Source organism: Kitasatospora sp. NPDC058478 (assembly GCF_042720345.1).
Taxonomy (GTDB): Bacteria; Actinomycetota; Actinomycetes; order Streptomycetales; family Streptomycetaceae; genus Kitasatospora.
In genome coordinates this window covers 15,146-33,012 of record NZ_JBHXML010000095.1, presented here as the reverse complement: position 1 = coordinate 33,012, position 17,867 = coordinate 15,146, and the positions used below count along the sequence as shown (strand labels likewise).

Below are 17,867 nucleotides of genomic sequence, written 5' to 3'. Positions count from 1 at the left end.
AACGTGCTGTGGGCGCTCCTGCGCGACAACCGGATCTTCACCTCCGCCCCACCGGTCGCGCAGGCATCTTGACTTCATCATTGAGACTCCAGGGGGATCGCGGCGGAGACGACGGTGCCCTCGCCGGGGGTGCTCTCCACGGTCAGGGTGCCACCGAACTGCCGTAGCCGGGCGCGCATCGCGGGCAGCCCGTACCCGCGGCCGCCGGCCGCCCCGACCGCGCCAGGGTCGAAGCCCTGCCCGTCGTCGGCGACGTCCAGGACGGCCTGGTCGCCCAGGTAGGACAGGGTGATCGCCGCGGCCGACGCTCCGGCGTGCTCCCGGACGTTGGCCAGCGCGCCCTGGGCGATCCGCAGCAGCGCGGACTGCGCGGCGGCGGGCAGCGGGACGGGCGTGCCGTCCAAGTGGAAGCGGACCGGCAGACCGCTCTCGGCGGCCTCCCGCCCGGCGAGCGCGCGCAGCGCCTGGTCGAGCGGACGGCCGTCGGCGAGTTCGGCCGGCGCGAGGTCGTGGACGAAGCGGCGGGCCTCGGCCAGGTTGCGGGCCGCCACCTCGGCGGCGGTCCGGACGTGGGTGCGGGCGGTCGTCGGCTCGGTGTCCCAGGTGCGCTCGGCGGCCTGCAACAGCATCTGCTGGCTGGACAGCCCCTGGGCCAGGGTGTCGTGGATCTCCATGGCCAGCCGCTCGCGCTCCGCGTGGGTGCCCTGCCGCCGTTCGGTGGCGGCGAGTTCGCGCCGGGTGCGGACCAGGTCGGTGATCAGGGCGCGCTGCCGGGCGTCCTGCCGGTCCATGAACAGGAACACGCCGGTGGCGAGCGCGGTTACCGCGAACGGCAGCAGGACGAGGGTGGCGTCCGCCCCGCCGGCCAGCCGGAGCTCGGCGATCACCACCAGCAGCGTCAGGGCCGCCACCAGCGGGATCGCCGCCCGGGCGGGGAGCGTGCGCAGCGCGGTGTAGATCAGCGGGACGGCGCACCAGGCGAAGCTCGGCGCGAGCAGCACCAGCACCACCCAGAGCGCGACCACCAGTGCCAGCGGCCACCGGCGCCGACGCGGAACCCGTTTGTCGGGCGCAGCTTCAGCCCCGGGCGTGGGCGTGGGCACTGGTGACGGCGGTGGTGGCGGGTGGCGGTGCGCGAGCCAGGAGCCGGCCGGCTGGGCGAGGGCGAGGGCGATGCTCAGCCCGATCACCCAGGGGATCCGGGGGTTGCCGGGGTGGTGGGTGAGGTAGCGGCTGAGCGAGGCGGCGAGCAGCAGCAGGAAGGCGGAGTCGAGCAGCACCGCCAGGCGGCCCGCGTCCGGGTCGCCGGCGTCGTGACCGGCGGCGGGGCGGGGCTGCTGCACGGCTGGCTCCTGGCTGGACGGGCGGTCGGCACCTGGGCGCCTCGGCGGGCGATCGGCGCCGGGACGGGCACCGGCCGCCTCGACGGTGCGCCCGGTGCGCCCGGCGCACCGACCTGCACCGATCCCTCGATGGTGGCCCGTTCGGCCCGGTCCCGCATCAGCCGATCGGTTGACGGGGTTGTCCTCCATCATGCCCGCGCGGTCGCGCCGGAGCGTCGATGTGGCGGGCCCCGCCCCGGCCGGAGGATCGAGGTGGAGCCGGGCGGACCCCCTGCCGCCCGGCGGCCCCGATCCCGTTCGCCGATCCGCTGAGGAGCTGGACCATGAAGAAGATCTCCGTGCGCACCCGGGTGCTGACCGGCACCCTCGCCGCCGCCGCGCTCGCCGCCACCGTGGGCGCCGTCTCGGCCAGCGCCGAGACCTCCGAGACCCCGGCCGCGCCGGCCGCGGTGAAGGTCGACACCCAGAACAAGAACCTCGCCCAGAGCACCGGTCTGACCCTCGACGCCGCGACCCGCGCCGCCCAGGCGACCCTGGACGCGGCGGCCAAGGCCGGCCAGCACGTCTCGGTCGCGGTCGTCGACCGGGACGGCGTCACCCGGGTGCTGCTCAAGGGCGACGGCGCCGGCCCGCAGTCCCCGGAGTCGGCGCAGCGCAAGGCGTTCACGGCGGTCTCCTGGAACGCGCCGACCTCGGAGCTGACCAAGCGACTGGCCCAGGCCCCGACCCTCAAGGACATCCCGGGCACGCTGTTCCTGGCCGGCGGCGCCCCGGTGCAGTCCAAGGGCGCCCCGGTCGCGGCGATCGGTGTCGCGGGCGCGCCGAGCGGCGACCTGGACGAGCAGTTCGCGCAGGCGGGTGTCGCCGCACTGGCGAAGTGACCCCCTGGCCGGTCGGCCCGTCCCCCTGGTGCGCGGGGCGGGCCGACCGGCCAGGATGGGCGGTATGCCGACGATGACCGATGACCAGTGGCGGGCGTTCCTCTCCGAGGGCACCCGCACCGCCAAGCTCGCCACCACCCGGGCCGACGGCCGCCCGCACGTCGCGCCGGTCTGGTTCCTGCTGGACGGCGACGAGCTCGTCTTCAACACCGGTGCGGGCACCGTCAAGGGCCGCACCCTGGCCCGCGACGGCCGGGTGATGATCTGCGTGGACGACGACCGGCCGCCCTTCGCGTACGTCCTCGTGCAGGGCACCGCCCGGCTGAGCGAGGACCTGTCCGAGGTGCGCGCCTGGGCCACCCGGATCGCCGCCCGGTACATGGGGGAGGACGTCGCGGAGCAGTACGGGGCCCGGAACGGCGTGCCGGGGGAACTGCTCGTTCGGGTGAAGATCGAGAAGGTCTCCGCAGAACACGGGGTGGCCCTCTGAAAAGCCGGTGCCGCTGTCAGTGGTGCATGGCAGGCTTCCCGGTATGACGGCGTGGACCCTCAACGACATCGAACGTGCGATCCGCTCCTCCTGGGGTGTCGACACCTGTGCGCCCGAGGATCTGGCCCACTGGCGTCCCGACAATCCCGCCCGCGGCCAGTGCGGGGTGACGGCGATGGTGGTGCACGACCTGCTCGGCGGCGAGCTGATGATGGGCGAGGTGCACGTCGGCGGGATCCGGACGGATCTGCACTGGTGGAACCGCTTCGCCACCGGCATCGAGATCGACCTCACCCGCGAGCAGTTCGGGCCGGACGAGCTGGTCAGCCCCGGCCGTCCGGTCGCCCGCCCGGCCCGCCCGGGCCGGCTCCAGGCCCAGTACGAGCTGCTGAGCCACCGGGTGGTCACCGAACTGGAGCGCGGCCGCGTCCGGCTGCCGGAGCGCGCCTGCGCGTGAGTCCGTCCAGTACGCAGGGGCCACCGTCTCCTGACGTACAGTCATCCGCAGTGCGGTGACGGTGGCGGTGACGGCGACGGGAGTGTGCGATGGCCGGGGCGACGATCGGCTTCGTGGGGTTGGGCGCGATGGGGCGGGGCATGGCCGGCAGCCTGCTGCGGGCCGGCCACGCCGTCCGGGTCTGGAACCGCTCGCCCGAGCCGGTGGCCGCCCTCGTGGCCGAGGGCGCCGAGGCGGCCGGCACGCTCGCCGAGGTGTACGCCGCCGACACCGTGGTCTCCATGCTCGCCAACGACGAGGCGGTCGAACGGCTGCTGCTCGACCCCGCCCTGCTCGCGGGCGCCGCGACGACCCTGCACGTCAACATGGCCAGCATCTCCGTCGGGCTCGCCGAGCGCGCCGAGGCGCTGCACACCGAGCACGGCATCGGCTACCTGGCCGCCCCGGTCCTCGGCCGTCCGCCGGTCGCGGCGGCCGGCCGGTTGAACATCCTGACCGCCGGCGCGCCGGAGCTGCTGGCCCGCGCGGAGCCGCTGTTCGCCGCGATGGGGGAGCGCACCTGGCACTTCGGTGCGAGCCCGCGACAGGCCAACACCGCCAAGATCAGCACCAACTTCCTGCTGGCCTGCGCGATCGAGTCGATGGCCGAGGCGTGCAGCCTGGCCGAGGCCCACGGCGTCCGGCCGACCGACCTGGTCGAGATGCTCACCGGCACGCTGTTCCCGGGGCCGGTCTACTCCGGCTACGGGGCGATGGTGGCCGAACGCCGCTACGAGCCGGCCGGGTTCAGACTGCCGCTGGGACTCAAGGACGTCGGCCTGGCCCTGGAGGCCGGGGCCGCGCGGAACGTCCCGCTCCCGTTCGGCGGCATCCTGCGGGACGCCTTCCTGGACGCGCTGGCCCACGGCGACGCGGACAAGGACTGGGCGGCCGTCGCGGCCGTCGCCCGGCGCCGGGCCGGCCTGCCCGCCTGAGTGAACTCCCGGGCTCCGGACGTGGAATAACCGGGGTGCGGGGGGTGCTCGCACCTCCATCCGCACCACCGACCGGGGGAGTTTCGATGGCTGACCAGCCGGCGGGCGCCGAGGCGCCGCGCACCTTTCTGTTCCTCGACGCCAGTTCGCGTGCCGGCGGCAACTCCGAGCAACTCGCCCGGCTGGCCGCCGAGGCGAGCCTGCCGGCCGGGTCGGAGCAGCGCTGGCTGCGGCTGAGCGAGCACCCGCTGCCGCCCTTCGAGGACCTGCGGCACGTCGGGGACGGCCGCTACCCCGAGCCGGTCGGTCATGAACGGACCTTGCTGGACGCCACGTCGGCGGCCACCGACCTGGTCTTCGTCGCACCGCTGTACTGGTACTCGCTGCCGACCAGCGCGAAGCTCTACCTCGACCACTGGTCGTCCTGGCTCCGGCAGCCCGGGGCGGACTTCCGTGCCCGGATGCGCGGCGGCACCATCTGGGGCGTCACCGCCCTCGCCACCGAGGACGACAAGGCCGAACCGCTGATCGGCACGCTCCGGCTGACGGCCGAGTACATGGGGATGCGCTGGGGCGGCGCGCTGCTCGGCAACGGCACCCGCCCCGGGGACGTGCTGCGCGACGAGCGGGCGCTGATCGCGGCCAAGTCCTTCTTCACGGGCTGAGCCCGCGCACCCGTTCCGGCGGGCGCTCACACGGGCGCTCACCGGACGTTCACACAACCGATCGCTTCACGCTACGCGAGGCCGTGCGATACGGTCCTCCGGGCGTGTACCCGTCACTCTCCGGTCATCTTTCGGCAAAGAGCAAAAGCCTTACCGCAGGACGGAATTGGGCGATTCGGGCACTCCCGTCCCGTGAGTGGTCCCCAGCGTGACACCCGCCTTCCGGAGTGGCCGGATCCTTCGGTAATCTCCGTCGGACTTTCAAGCTTCGCGAGGGGTTCGAGGCGTCCACGGCCGCCCGCCCCGCCGCGCCCCGGGCCTCGCCCGGACTCTTCCGTGAGGTCTCCCTTGTCCATACGTCGCAGTCTTGCCCTTGCCGGCGTCGCCGCGCTCGCGTCCTCGCTCGTGCTGTCCGGCGCCCAGGGCGCCATGGCCGTCGGCACCACCGGTTCCCCGTCCGCCGCCGCCCAGGCGGCCGGCAAGGCCTCCCACCAGAGCCTCGACCTCTCGGTGAACGGCGTGCCCGGCACCTTCATCGCCGGCGGCGACGCCCGCGACTTCACCTTCAAGATCGACAACTCGACGAAGCACGACTTCCTCTTCCTCCCGCTGCTCAAGTTCAAGAACAAGGCGGGCTCGCTCAAGGCGAAGGACCTCAAGGTCCAGTACCAGCTGCCCGGCGGCCAGTGGCAGACCGGTTCGGTCGCCGCCGACGGCGGCGAGGACAAGGACAAGTCCGTCCTCACCCTGCTCGGCGCCCTCGGCCAGGACGGCAACCCCACCGACGACGACCTGCTCGTCGTGAACCACGGCAAGAGCTTCTCGATCAAGGTCCGGGTCTCCTTCACCTCGGAGGCGCCGCTCGGCCGGGCCGGCGTCGTCCCCGTGGTGTTCTCCGCCGAGCTCGACGACGAGACCCACGCGCCGGTCGACGGGGGCCACCTCAGCTGCGACGGCGTCCGCGGCGCGGGCTTCGTGATCAAGGCGGGCGGTGGCGGAAAGCCGAGCCCGACCATCACCCCGACCCACACCGGCAAGCCCAGCCCGACCGCGAGCACCTCGCCGACCACCTCCACCTCGCCGACGCCCTCCCACTCGGCGACCGCGAGCACGTCGCCGACGGCCACGGCCACCGCCACGGCCACGGCCACCACCTCGGCCACCCCGAGCGCCGAGCCGACCACGCCGTCGCCCTCGGTCCCGCCGACCACCCCGACCACCCCGGCCACGGGCGAGCCGTCCGGCTCCGCCTCCGCGTCGACCTCCGCCCCGGCCCCGGCCGACGGCAACGGCGACACCGCCGGCCCGATCGACTTCCCGGTGGCCGTCCCGACCCTCACCCCGCCGCCGCTCACCCCGGCCGCCGTCACCAAGGCCAAGGCCGCCGCCGACAACGGCGACAAGGCCCTGGCCCAGACCGGTGGCGGTGACGACACCACCGCCATCGCCGTGGCCGGCGGCGCCGTGCTGCTCGCCGGTGTCGGCACCCTCGTGGCGCTGCGCCGCCGCAAGTCGGCCCCGCAGGGCTGACCGCGGCCGCAAGGCACGCTCCAGCCGTCACACCGAGGCGGTACCCGCCTGACAACCGCCCGCGCCGCCCGGCCGTCCGTTCGACGGACCTCCGGGCGGCGCGGGCGGGACACCTCCGTCACATAGGATGTCCGGCCGGAGGGGGGCGGAACCGGCGGGGAGAGGGACAGGTGCGGGGATCACGCACGGCACGGACGGCCACCGACTACGAGTCGGCGACCGGGCGGATCGCGGGGCTGCCGCTGCGCAGGCACCACGTTCTGCTGGTGGCCTGGACGGTGCTCTGGTTCTTCCTGGTCGAGCCCAGCGGAGGCTTCTCCTGGCATTACCTGCGCCAGGGTGAGCAGCTGCTCTTCAGCGACCACCCGGACGGCGGGCTGGCGCTCTACGCCCACCACCCGGAGCTGCAGATCGGCCCGGTCAGCCTGGCCGTGGCCCGGCTCACGGCCCCGTTCTCGGCCCACACCGGCCAGCTGATCGCCGAGGCGGCGATGTCCGGGCTCGGCCTGGTGATGCTGGTCCTGATCGGTCGCACCGCCGCCCTGTACTACCTGGGCACCGGCACCAACCACCGCCGGCTCCAGCAGCGCCTGCTGATCGCCGGGCTGGCGTTCATCCCGATGTGGGTCGAGGTCTCGGTCCGCTTCGCGCACCTGGACGACGTCCTGGCGCTGTTCTTCACCACCCTCGCCGTGCACGCCCTGGCCCGCGGCAAACCCACCATGGTCGGCGTCTACCTGGCGCTGGCGGTGGACTCCAAGCCCTGGGCGATCGCCTTCGCCCCGCTGATCCTGGCGCTGCCCAGGCCCGCCTGGCTGCGCAGCGCGCTCTGGTTCGTCGGACTGGTGGCGATCGCCTGGCTGCCCTTCTACCTGGGCAATCTGGATACCCTGGCGGCCGCCAAGTTCACCATCCCCAACCAGCCGGCCTCCGCACTGCGCTGGTTCGGGGTGACCGACCCGGCCACCCCCTGGTGGGACCGTCCGACCCAGTTCGCCCTCGGCCTCGGCCTCGGCACCATCGCGGTCTGGCGCGGCCGCTGGCCGGCCGTGGTGCTGCTCGGTGCGGACGCCCGGATCCTGCTCGACCCGAGCGTCTACACCTACTACACGGCCTCGATCCTGCTCGGCACCCTGCTCTGGGACGCGGTCGGGCAGAAGCGGCTCGTCCCGTGGTGGAGCTGGATAGCGCTGGCGGCGCTGTACGGCGGGACGCTGCTCATCCCGTCCGACGCGGGCCGCGGCTTCGTCCGGCTGGCCTTCGTGGTGGTCTCCGCCGCGTACGTGCTGTTCTGGCCCACCCAGCAGACGCGCCGCCCGCGGACCCCGGCGGACGGCGAGGGGCGGCGCCGTTCCTCCCGGCGGCGTGAGCGCGTCCTGACCGGCACCGGAGCCTGACCGGCACAGGCACAGGCACAGGCACAGGCACAGGCACGGGCGCAGGCACGGGCGCAGTCACGGCGTCGGTGCCCTCCCTCCCGAGGACGGCTTGACCCTCACGCGGCGTGAGAGCGGAGGCTGGTGGTCAGCACGAAGGGAGAACCCGGATGAGCAGCGAGGGCTACTCGGTCGGCGCCGTGGCCAAGATCGCCAAGGTGACCGTCCGCACCCTGCACCACTACGACGAGATCGGCCTGTTGTCCCCCGCGGGCCGCACCCGGACCGGCTACCGCCGCTACCAGGACGCCGACCTCGACCGGTTGCAGCAGATCCTCTTCTACCGCGAACTCGGGTTCCCCCTGGAAGAGATCGCGGCGATCCTGGACGACGACTCGGTCAGCCCGAGCGAGCACCTCCGGCGGCAGCACCGACTGCTGACCGACCGGATCAGGCACCTCCAGGACCTCGCCACAGCCGTCGAACACGCCATGGAGGCACGAAGAATGGGCATTCAGCTGAGCCCGGAGGAGAAGTTCGAGATCTTCGGCGAGGGCTACCAGGAGGAGTGGGAGCAGGAGGCCGAACAGCGCTGGGGCGACACCGCGGCCTGGGCCGAGTCGCAGCGCCGCACCGGCGGCTACGGCAAGGCCGACTGGCAGCGGATCCAGACGGAGATGGCCGACCTCAACACCCGCCTGGTCGAGGCGCTCGCCGCCGGCGAACCCGCCGACGGCGCCGCCGCCACGGACCTCGCCGAGGCGCACCGGCAGCACATCTGCCAGAACTTCTACGACTGCACGTTCACCATCCACCGCGGCCTGGCCGGGCTGTACGTCTCCGACCCGCGGTGGACCACCACCTACGAGAACCTCGCCCCGGGCCTGGCGCAGTGGCTGCACGACGCCATCCTCGCCAACGCGGACCGGCACGAGAAGGCATAGTCGCCGCCGGATGCCGGATGCCGGATGCCGGATGCCGGATGCCGGATGCCGGATGCCGGATGCCGGATGCCGGGCCGCGTGGCGGGGGGGCTACGCGACCCCGCGCCCGAAGGAGCGCCGGTAGGCGGTCGGGGAGGTGCGCATCACCCGGCCGAAGTGGTGGCGGAAGGTCGCGGCGCTCTCGAAGCCGACCGCCGCCGCGATCTCCTCCACCGTCCCCTCCGGTGACTCCAGCAACGGCAGGCTGGCCGCGATGCGCTGGGTGACGACCCAGCGCATCGGGCTGGTGCCGTTGCGGGCCGTGAAGTGCCGCAGGTACGAGCGGTCCGACATCCGGGCGGCGCGGGCCAGCAGCGGGACGGTCAGCGGGGACGCCAGGTGGCCCATCGCCCACTGCATGCTGCGGGCGACCCCGTCGTCCTCCTCCTCGACCGGGCGGACGGCGGCCTCGATGAACTGGGCCTGCCCGCCGTCCCGGTGCGGCGCCACCACGAAGCGGCGGGCCACGCTGTTGGCGACCTTGGCGCCGTGGTCGCGGCGGACCAGGTGCAGGCAGAGGTCGATCCCGGCGGCGCTGCCCGCGCTGGTGAGCACGTTCCCGTTGTCGACGTACAGCACGTCCGGGTTGACCCGCACGTCCGGGTGGCGCTGCTGGAGCAGGTCGGCGTACCGCCAGTGGGTGGTCGCCTCCTGCCCGTCGAGCAGTCCGGCGGCGGCCAGCGCGAAGGCGCCCGAGCAGATCGAGACGATCCGGGCGCCGCGCTCGTGCGCCGTCCGCAGCGCGGTGACCAGCCCGGGGGAGACCGCGCCGCTGAACGCGTTCGGCACCCCGGGGACCACCACGGTGTCGGCCGAGGCCAGTTCGTCCAGCCCGTGCCGGGCGGTCAGCGCGAACCCGCCCACCGCGTCCAGCGCCGTCCCGGGCCGGTCGGCGCACACCTTCAGCCCGTACCAGGGCGCTGCCAGCAGGCCGCCCAGTTCGGGCCGGGCCAGCCCGAACACCTCCACCACCACGCCGAGTTCGAAGGGTGCCATGCCCGCGAAGGCGTACACCGCGACGTGGTGCATCGGCTCCGGGCGGGGGCCGATGACGACGGGCACCGGGCCCGGCCCGGTGCCGACCGGGCCCTCGACGTGCTGCTCGGTCATGCGGACCCCCTGCTGACGGGTGGCGGGATGGCGGTGAGTGTAGCCGTTCCGGCCGGCCGGGAATCCTGCTCGAATCCACCTGCAACCTCCACCCCGGTCACACGTCCATTGGTAGGGGGGCGGAGAGGGGCGGGCCGAGGGCGGCTGTCAGGATCTCCCCGATCGCGATCTTGATCAGGAGTCCTGACGGTCCGGCGAGAGCCGCCACCGTCCCGGGGGAAAGCGGAAACGCGCATGTCCATGGCCATCGGGCCGATCGCCGGGCCGACGAGGGGGCGCGGTTTCTCCTTTCGCGGAGTGGTCGCCGTGCTGTTCGGCGCGCAGGAGGCCGACGAGGTGCCCACCGGTCCGGGTGACGAGCAGGCGGCGCAGCGCCGTTCCGGCTTCCGGCTGCTGCGCGGCGGGCGCAAGCCCGCGCAGGACCGGCCCACCCTGACCGACCTGTACCACGCCCACCGGCTGGGCCTGGTGCGGATGGCCGTCCTCCTGGTCGACCACCAGGACCTGGCCGAGGACGTCGTCCAGGAGGCCTTCACCCAGCTCTACCAGCGGTACGGCGAGCACCTGGACGACCTGGACAACGCGCTCGGGTACCTGCGCACCGCGGTGGTCAACGGCGCCCGGTCGGTGCTGCGCCGCCGGAAGACCGCCCGCGAGTACGTCCCGCCGCACGAGCCCGACGCCGCCTCCGCGGAGGACCACGCGGTGCTCAACGACGAGCACCGGCGGGTGCTCGCGGCCATGCAGGAGCTGACCCCCCGCCAGCGCGAGGTGCTGGTGCTGCGCTACTGGTCCGACCTGTCGGAGGCGCAGATCGCCGAGACCCTGGGGCTGTCCCGGGGCGCCGTGAAGTCCACCGCCAGCCGGGCCCTGGACGCCTTGGAAAAGCATCTGGAGAAGGTTCGATGACCGACAAGCTCCCCGGCCGCGAGAGCGGAGGCCGAGACGGTGACGGGCCGGCCGAGACGGCGACCGAACGGCTGCTGCGCGAGGCGATGAACGCCCGCACCTCGCTGATCACCGCGCACGACCTGCGCCCGGCGCAACCGCCGCGCGGCCGGGTGCGGCGCTTGCGCCCGGTGTACCTGACCGCCGTGCCGGTCTTCGCGCTGGCCGCCTCCCTGGCGATCGGCCTGCTCACCTTCCACGGCGACCCGCTGGCCAGGAAGGACGTCCCCCCGCCGGCCGCCACCACGACGACCTCGCCGAGCCCGGCCCCAGAACCGACCGCCGCCCCGACCCCCACGGCCCCCTCGCCGGACACCGGCAGTCCCGCCGCCGACCCGGAGACCGGGGCCCCGCTCTCCGACCCGACGTCGGCCGGCACCCGGACGACGGCGCCGCCCACCACCCCCGCCACCACCCCGGCCACCACCGCGCCGGCCGGGACGACGTACCCCTTCCGGGGCGTCAAGTTCAAGATCCCGCCGGGCTGGCGGGCCGTCAATCCGGATCCCGCCGCCAACAGCCTCTGCATCCTGAGCCCGAGTGCTCCGCAGGACGCGTCGGCCGGGGACTGCCTGCCGCACGGCGTGCTTCTGACGGTCCTGGACCAGGAGTCGGAGGCCTGGCCGAGGCTGCCCGACCTGGATTCCAGCAGCGGTTGGTCCACGCAGCCCTGGTGCCCGGCGTGGTCCTACTCCCCCACGCTCGCCAGGAGCGGACAGATCGACAGTGTCGGCCCGACCAGGAGCACACCCACCGTGGCAGGCCGTGCCGCACGCAAGTCGCAGTGGCAGATCAACTGCGGTGGCGACGCCTTCACGGCCCAGATGTGGGCCCTGCCGAAGGACTTCGTGTCCGTCGCGGCGATCGGCCTCAAGGCCGACTACCAGCCCGGACTGATGACGATCGTCAACACCCTCGACCTGAGCGGCCGCCAGGCGCCGCCCACGGAGGCCAACCGGAACGACATCGCGGTCGCCTTCGACGGCCTGGCGGCCGGTCAGCAGCTGACGGCGGGGAGTTCGGCCGTCACCTTCTCGGTGACCTTCCGGAACACCAGCCAGAACACCTACGGCCGGTTGCAGCCGCTGGTCGTCACGGAGCCCTACCCGGGTTCGCCGCCGGTGCAGGTCGTGCAGGGGCCCAACGACGGCAAGCTGGAGCGTCAGGACGGCGACACCTGGAGGCCGGCGCCGATGGGGCCGGGCAGCGACATGGGCTACGCGGTGGCGGACCAGGCGTCGCTGTTCTCCCTGGCCCCGGGGCAGACCAGGAAGGTCACCTACCGGCTGACCCTGGGCGCCGGGAACGGCCCGGGGGACATGCCGGTCTCGGCGCAGGTGACGCTTCCGTACAACGGAAGCAAGCTGACCGTGCTCGGCGAGAAGAAGATCTCCGTCAAGGTCACCAAGTGACACGAGGGCCCGGCCTCCCCACCACGGGGAGGCCGGGCCCTCGGCGGGTGGCTCAGGCCGGCGAGGCCATCCAGGCCTCGACCTCGTCGGCGCGGCGCGGCAGGCCGGCCGAGAGGTTCTCGTTGCTGTCGGCGGTGACCAGGATGTCGTCCTCGATCCGGACGCCGATGCCGCGGTACTCCTGCGGCACGGTCAGGTCGTCCTGCTGGAAGTACAGGCCGGGCTCGACGGTGAGGACCATGCCGGGCACCAGCAGCGCGTCGGCGTGCTCCTCGCGGCGCGAGTGGGCGCAGTCGTGGACGTCGAGGCCGAGCATGTGGCCGGTGCCGTGCAGGGTCCAGCGGCGCTGGAGGCCCAGCTCCAGGACCTTCTCGACGTCGTAGGCCGAGGCGTCCAGCAGACCCCAGGCGAGCAGGCGCTCGGCGAGCACGCGCTGCGAGGCGTCGTGGAAGTCGCGGAAGCGGGCGCCGGGCTTCACCGCGGCGATGCCGGCCTCCTGGGCGTCGTACACGGCGTCGTAGATCTTGCGCTGGAGCTCGTTGAAGCGGCCGTCGATCGGCAGGGTGCGGGTGACGTCGGCGGTGTAGAGGGTGTGGGTCTCCACGCCGGCGTCCAGCAGCAGCAGCTCGCCGGGGCGGACGTCGCCGTCGTTGCGGACCCAGTGCAGGGTGGTGGCGTGCGGGCCGGCGGCGGCGATGGTGCCGTAGCCGACGTCGTTGCCCTCGACCCGGGCGCGGCGCCAGAAGGTGCCCTCGATCCAGCGCTCGGAGGTGGCGACGGCCTGGCCGAGCTCGCGGACCACGTCGGTGAAGCCCTTGACGGTGGCGTCGCAGGCGGCGCGCAGCTCGCCGACCTCCCACTCGTCCTTGACCAGCCGCAGGCCGCTCAGGAACTCCTTGAACTCGGCGTCCCGGTCGGCGTCCAGCACGTCGGCCAGGGTGTCCTCCAGGCCGGCGTCGTAGCCGCGGACGATCCGGGTGGGCACCGAGGAGTCCTTGGTGCGCCCGGCCAGTTCCTCGGCGGCCTTGCGCACGTCGCGCGCCGGCAGGCCGAGCAGCTGCTCCTGCTCGCCCAGGCTGTTGCGGCGGCCGACCCACAGCTCGCCGTAGCCGTCCAGCCAGAACTCGCCGTTCTCGCGGTCGGAGCGGGGCAGCAGGTAGAGGGCGAACTCGTGGCCGGCGTCGCCGGTGGGCTCGGCGACGAGCACGGCGTCCTCGGTCTGGTCGCCGGTGAGGTGCACGTACTCGCTGGCGGCGCGGAAGCTGTAGTCGGTGTCGTTGGAACGCACCCGCAGGTTGCCGGCCGGGACGACCAGCCGCTCGCCGGGGTAGGCGGCGGAGAGCCGGGCGCGGCGCTCGGCCGCGTACGGGGCCTGGGCGACCGGGACGAGGCCGTGCAGGTCGGTGTCGGCCCAACCGGTCTTCATCGAGGCGGCCAGCTCGTCGGAGACCTCGCCGTACAGGCCGTTCTTGCGGCCCTTGAACTGCTGCGGCTCGTCGCCGCCGTCGGCTTCGGGGTTCTCGGCCACTGCGGGCGTGCGGTCCTCGGTCACGTGTAACGCCTCCTTGGGGTGGTACCGCCGCCCCTCGGGGGAGTGTCGGATCGCGACACGCGCGGGCGGCCGTGCGTCCATGGTACGGACGCCCGGCCGCTCGCCCGTTCGGGGTCGGGACGACTGTTCGGGGCGGCTATTCGAAGCGGGCCGCGAGCAGCAGCAGGTCGTCGGTGGCCGGTCCGGGCTCGGGGTCGGGGCAGACGGCCAGCAGGTGGGCGCAGAGCCGGTCCGGGTCGATCCGCACGTCGCGCGGGGCGTCGGCGGCGGCCCGGCGCAGGTTGGCCTGGCCGGCGTGCAGGGTCGGGCCGCAGCGGCGGGCCAGCCCCTCGGTGTAGAGCAGCAGGGTGTCGCCGCGGTCGGCGGTGAGCTCGACGCCGGGGGCCTCCCAGCAGGCCAGCATGCCGAGCGGGGCGGAGAGCGAGGTCTCCACGAACTCGGCGCCGTGCCAGCCGACCAGGACGGGCGGGCAGTGGCCGGCGCCGGCCAGGGTGATCCGGCGCTCCTCGGGTTCCACCCAGGCGTAGACGGCGGTGGCGGTGCGGGCCGGTTCGGTGGTCTTGAGCAGCAGTTCCAGGTCGCCGAGGACGGACACCGGGTCCTCGCCCTCCAGGACGGCGTAGGCGCGCAGCGCGGCCCGGATCCTGCCCATCGCGGCGGCCGCGCCGGGGGCGGAGCCGGGGCCCGCGCCGGGGCCGTCGCCGGAGACGGAGCCGACGGTGAGGCCGACGGTGCCGTCCGGCAGCGGGATGGCGTCGTACCAGTCGCTGCCGCAGGAGCGGTCCAGGCCGGCCGGGAGGATCCGGGCGGCCAGCCGCAGGCCGGCGGGCTGGGGGAGCCGGTCGGGCAGCAGGCCGCGGCGCAGCGCCTCGGTGGTGCGCCGGACCTTGTCCGCCTCCAGCTGCTTGGCGAGCAGCGGGGCGGCGATCCCGGCGTAGCGGTGGGCGAGCTCGCGCTGGCGCTCGGTGGGTTCGGCGGGTTCGTCGTAGAACCAGAGGGCGGCGGCGAGCGGGCCGTCCTCCTCGGTGGCGAGCGGCAGGCCGTAGCAGCCGCCGAGGCCGAGCTGGGCGGCGAGTTCGCGCAGCCGGGCGCCGGTGGCCGGGTCCTCGGCGAGGTCGGGGGAGTGCAGCCGTTCGGGCCGGTCCTGTTCGCGCAGCAGCCTGGCGAGCAGGCTCTGCTCGGGCGGGACGGTCTCCAGCGCGCCGAGGCTGGCGCGGTCGAGGCCGAGGCCGACGGGCTGGCCGGGCCTGCCGCCGGGCATCCGGGTGACCAGGACGCCGCGGCGGGCGCCGAGCAGGGCGGCGCCGGAGGCGAGGACGGTGTCCAGGGTGGCGGCGAGGCCGCGGGCGCGGGCGAGCTGTTCGGTGTGCCGGTGCAGGCTGGTGAAATCGGACAGTCGTCCGGCCAAACGGTCCTGCACCCCGGCGGCCGGTGCCGTGCGGACGTCCGCCGCGCCGTCCTGCGCGTCGGCGGGGCCGGGGAAGCCCGGTGGGTCGAGGACGGTCAGCCCGCCGGCGCTGCCGGGCTCGCCCGGCTCGGAGGGTGTCGACGACGACGGGTGGGACTCGGTCATGCCGCCACTCCTGACGTGCTACGTGCCATGCGGAACCCCCAGGTACGGCCGGTGTGGAGCGATGACGGCCAAAGGGCGCGTTTCGCCTCGATTCGCTACTACTCGTCATTGATCGACAGCAATGCCACCACTTCTACACAGGCCATTTGGGGCATGTCCAGATCCAGGACGACGCGGTGGCCTGTTCCACATCCGCGAGACCCGGTCGGGGGGCGCGTACGGCCTGGCCGCGCGCCGGTCCGGTCGGGAGGCATGGAGGGGACCGGGAGCGGGCAGAACGGAGGGGACGGACCCGGCGGCCGTCCGGATCGTATGCCCGCGCCGCCCGGGACCCGGGCTGGCCGGAAGTCTCTCACTCGTACGGTGGAACCAAGCGCGCCCGGGCGGCGTCCATCCGGTCGCATACGGGATTCTCGTTCCAGGGGCTGTTTCAGTGCGCGGCCCTTCTCATGTCGTGCTCCACACCGTGATCCACGTCGTCGCCGCGCCGCCCGCCATGCCGCCCGCCCCCCTTCGCGCCGCCGGGGCCGTGCCACCGCGGGTCCGCGTGACGAGTCCCGGCGGTGCCGACGGGCCGGAGCGAACCGAGCGGTCAGGGAAAGGAACGAGCGCCATGCGTGAGAACCCGAAAGATCCGTGTCCGCCCGCCACTCCCCACCACCCCGTCCAGGACGACGTCGCACGTCAGCGCCCTGCCCGGCTCGCCGCGGCCCTGACGGCCGCCGTCGACCACCGCTGGCCCGTGGTGCCGGGGGCCGTTCTGCGCGGCGGCCAGTGCTCCTGCGGCGACCAGGACTGCACCGTGCCGGGCGCGCACCCGCACGACCCGTCGCTGCTGGCCGCCACCACGGACGCCCGGATGGTGCGCTGGTGGTGGGAGCGGCAGAGCCCGGACGCTCCGGTGCTGGCCGCCACCGGTTCGGTGGTCTCGGCGGTCAGCCTGCCGGCGGCGGCCGGCGCCCGGGCGCTGGTCTACCTGGGCGCGCTGAGGCTGCCGCTCGGTCCGGTGCTGGCGATGCCGGGCCGGTACGCGCTGCTGGTGGCCCCGTACTCGCTGGACGCGATCGGCGAGATGCTCGCTCAACTCCCTTGGGTGCCAGGCTCGTTGCGCTACCACGGGGTGGACGGCTTCCTGCCGCTGCCGCCCGGCGGGGCGGCCGGCCGGGTGCGCTGGGTGCTGGCCCCGCACCCGGACGCCGACGGCGGGGTGTGGCTGCCGCAGGTCGGGCCGCTGCTGGGCGAGTTGGTGGAGGCGACGGTCCGGTTGGACAGCGGTCGCTCGGCGTACTGATCCGCCGGTCCGTTCCCGGGCCGCTCGTCGGGGCCCTGCGGAAAACAAAAGATCCGGCCGCTGGCGACGGGGGATGCACCAGCGGCCGGACTCTTTAGACAGTAACAAGGATCCGCGCCCGCGCCAATTTCCAAGAGGCCCTGCCCGCCCGGAAATTGCGGCTTCATGGCGACAATGTGACGCGTATCACCCGGATCCCGGGCGCTTTAGTTCAAGGTGACCTGACGGTTCACCAGGTTCGCGCGGGCGCGCCGCTCCTCGGCGGTCAACGGGGTCTCGTCGGCGAGTACCGAGGCCAGCCGCTCGGCGAACTCGGCGGCCGGCTTCTCGCAGTCGGCGGCGGTCATGGCGAGCGGGAGGTCCCAGACCGGGACGGTCAGGCCGTGCGCGCGGAACGAGCCGACCAGGCGGGTGTCCGGGCCGAGCGAGGACTGGTCGGCGGCGCTCAGCCGGGCCAGCGCGTCCAGCAGCCGCTCCTCGGGCACGGTCATCACCCAGCGCAGGTGGTTCTTGTCGGGGGTGCCGCACCAGTAGGCGGCGTCGGCGCTCGCCAGCTTCTCGGTCGGGATGGCCGAGGCGTTGGCGCGCTCCAGGGAGGCGGCGACCTCGCCGGTCGCGGTCTCGGCGTCCTCCAGCCAGAACTCGAAGCCGGTGTGCACGGCGGGCGTGAACGCGGCGTTGACGTCCAGCAGGTCCTGGAGCCGGCGTCCGCCCGCCTCGGTCCGGCGGGACGGCACCGGGTTGCCCGGCTCGGTGGCCAGCGCCAGCTCCAGGGCGTCCGCGAGGTCGCGGCTGAGGTCGCCGGAGGAGGACTGGGTCTGCAGGCCGAGCAGGATGGAGCCGTCCTGGCGGCGCAGGGCCGGCCAGGCCAGCGGCAGCACGGTGGCCAGGGTCACCGACGGGACGTCGCCGGTGGCGCCCTCGGCCACCCCGGCGGCCAGCGTCAGCGGCACCGTGGCGGCGGGCACCAGCTCGCGCAGCGCGACCCAGTCGGCCTCGCCCGCCAGGCCCTCGAACGGGCGGTGCACCAGCTCCTGCACCGCGTGCGAGGCCTCCCGGCCGTGACAGGCCTTGTACCGGCGGCCCGAACCGCAGGGGCAGTTCTCGCGGGCCCCCACCACGGGGACCTCGCCCGCGACGGCGGTGGTGGACTGACGCTGCGGCGCCTTCTTGGCGGCCTTCTTGCCCATGGTGCGGCTCTCCCGGGAACGGTGGTCCTTTGCTCCGGGCAGCCTACTGACGTTCCCCCGGCGCGCGGGCACGCGCCGGGCGGACGGGTGGG

General features: G+C 74.1%; 16 protein-coding genes. 11 read left to right on the top strand and 5 right to left on the bottom strand.

Annotation, left to right across the window (positions count from 1 at the left end):
* Positions 1–77 precede the first annotated feature (77 nt).
* A complete protein-coding gene (locus ACFWPT_RS36910; protein WP_380487185.1) occupies positions 78–1,532 on the bottom strand; it encodes a sensor histidine kinase in 1,455 nt (484 codons plus the stop codon).
* A 134-nt stretch (positions 1,533–1,666) separates the two neighbouring features.
* Here ACFWPT_RS36910 and ACFWPT_RS36905 point away from each other — a divergent pair, with 134 nt between their 5' ends.
* The 8 genes from ACFWPT_RS36905 to ACFWPT_RS36870 all read left to right on the top strand — a co-directional run bounded on the left by ACFWPT_RS36905 (position 1,667) and on the right by ACFWPT_RS36870 (position 8,660).
* Positions 1,667–2,224: a heme-binding protein gene (locus ACFWPT_RS36905; protein WP_363368367.1), complete on the top strand. Its 558-nt coding sequence runs from the start codon at positions 1,667–1,669 to the stop codon at positions 2,222–2,224.
* Between the two features lie 73 nt (positions 2,225–2,297).
* Entirely contained in the window at positions 2,298–2,714 is a 417-nt protein-coding gene (locus ACFWPT_RS36900) for a PPOX class F420-dependent oxidoreductase (RefSeq protein WP_350876934.1), read from the top strand.
* 43 nt (positions 2,715–2,757) lie between these two features.
* Entirely contained in the window at positions 2,758–3,171 is a 414-nt protein-coding gene (locus ACFWPT_RS36895) for a hypothetical protein (protein ID WP_063348559.1), read from the top strand.
* Between the two features lie 89 nt (positions 3,172–3,260).
* Positions 3,261–4,145, top strand: coding sequence for an NAD(P)-dependent oxidoreductase (locus tag ACFWPT_RS36890; protein ID WP_380378482.1), 885 nt, complete (start codon positions 3,261–3,263; stop codon positions 4,143–4,145).
* A gap of 86 nt (positions 4,146–4,231) precedes the next feature.
* Positions 4,232–4,810 (top strand): flavodoxin family protein, encoded by a 579-nt coding sequence (locus ACFWPT_RS36885; protein WP_063348561.1) that lies wholly within the window; start codon positions 4,232–4,234, stop codon positions 4,808–4,810.
* A 348-nt stretch (positions 4,811–5,158) separates the two neighbouring features.
* On the top strand, positions 5,159–6,340 hold the full coding sequence (locus ACFWPT_RS36880) for an LPXTG cell wall anchor domain-containing protein (protein WP_380487182.1): 1,182 nt from the start codon (positions 5,159–5,161) through the stop codon (positions 6,338–6,340).
* A 170-nt stretch (positions 6,341–6,510) separates the two neighbouring features.
* Positions 6,511–7,737, top strand: coding sequence for a hypothetical protein (locus tag ACFWPT_RS36875; RefSeq protein ID WP_380378479.1), 1,227 nt, complete (start codon positions 6,511–6,513; stop codon positions 7,735–7,737).
* Positions 7,738–7,886: 149 nt separating this feature from the next.
* The gene (locus tag ACFWPT_RS36870; RefSeq protein WP_380378477.1) at positions 7,887–8,660 is read left to right on the top strand and encodes a MerR family transcriptional regulator; all 774 of its coding nucleotides are present in this window, start codon (positions 7,887–7,889) and stop codon (positions 8,658–8,660) included.
* Between the two features lie 90 nt (positions 8,661–8,750).
* Here the strand turns inward: ACFWPT_RS36870 and ACFWPT_RS36865 are convergent, their stop codons facing one another.
* Positions 8,751–9,809 (bottom strand): helix-turn-helix domain-containing protein, encoded by a 1,059-nt coding sequence (locus tag ACFWPT_RS36865; protein WP_380487180.1) that lies wholly within the window; start codon positions 9,807–9,809, stop codon positions 8,751–8,753.
* Positions 9,810–10,043: 234 nt separating this feature from the next.
* On the opposite strand from ACFWPT_RS36865, the gene ACFWPT_RS36860 reads away from it, so the two are divergent.
* Together ACFWPT_RS36860 and ACFWPT_RS36855 are read left to right on the top strand one after the other, a co-directional pair.
* Complete coding sequence (locus ACFWPT_RS36860) at positions 10,044–10,718, top strand: RNA polymerase sigma factor (protein WP_380487178.1); 675 nt, start codon at positions 10,044–10,046, stop codon at positions 10,716–10,718.
* Entirely contained in the window at positions 10,715–12,169 is a 1,455-nt protein-coding gene (locus ACFWPT_RS36855; protein WP_380487176.1) for a hypothetical protein, read from the top strand. The genes ACFWPT_RS36860 and ACFWPT_RS36855 overlap by 4 nt, the downstream gene beginning before the upstream one ends.
* A 52-nt stretch (positions 12,170–12,221) precedes the next feature.
* On the opposite strand, the gene ACFWPT_RS36850 is transcribed toward ACFWPT_RS36855, so the two are convergent.
* Positions 12,222–13,721: an aminopeptidase P family protein gene (locus ACFWPT_RS36850; RefSeq protein ID WP_380378470.1), complete on the bottom strand. Its 1,500-nt coding sequence runs from the start codon at positions 13,719–13,721 to the stop codon at positions 12,222–12,224.
* A 136-nt stretch (positions 13,722–13,857) separates the two neighbouring features.
* A complete protein-coding gene (locus ACFWPT_RS36845; protein ID WP_380487174.1) occupies positions 13,858–15,294 on the bottom strand; it encodes a PP2C family protein-serine/threonine phosphatase in 1,437 nt (478 codons plus the stop codon).
* A gap of 613 nt (positions 15,295–15,907) precedes the next feature.
* On the opposite strand from ACFWPT_RS36845, the gene ACFWPT_RS36840 reads away from it, so the two are divergent.
* Positions 15,908–16,585 (top strand): bifunctional DNA primase/polymerase, encoded by a 678-nt coding sequence (locus ACFWPT_RS36840; protein WP_063348566.1) that lies wholly within the window; start codon positions 15,908–15,910, stop codon positions 16,583–16,585.
* A 206-nt stretch (positions 16,586–16,791) separates the two neighbouring features.
* Here ACFWPT_RS36840 and ACFWPT_RS36835 read toward each other — a convergent pair whose 3' ends face one another.
* Positions 16,792–17,775: a DUF5926 family protein gene (locus tag ACFWPT_RS36835; RefSeq protein ID WP_380487172.1), complete on the bottom strand. Its 984-nt coding sequence runs from the start codon at positions 17,773–17,775 to the stop codon at positions 16,792–16,794.
* Between the last annotated feature and the right edge of the window lie 92 nt (positions 17,776–17,867).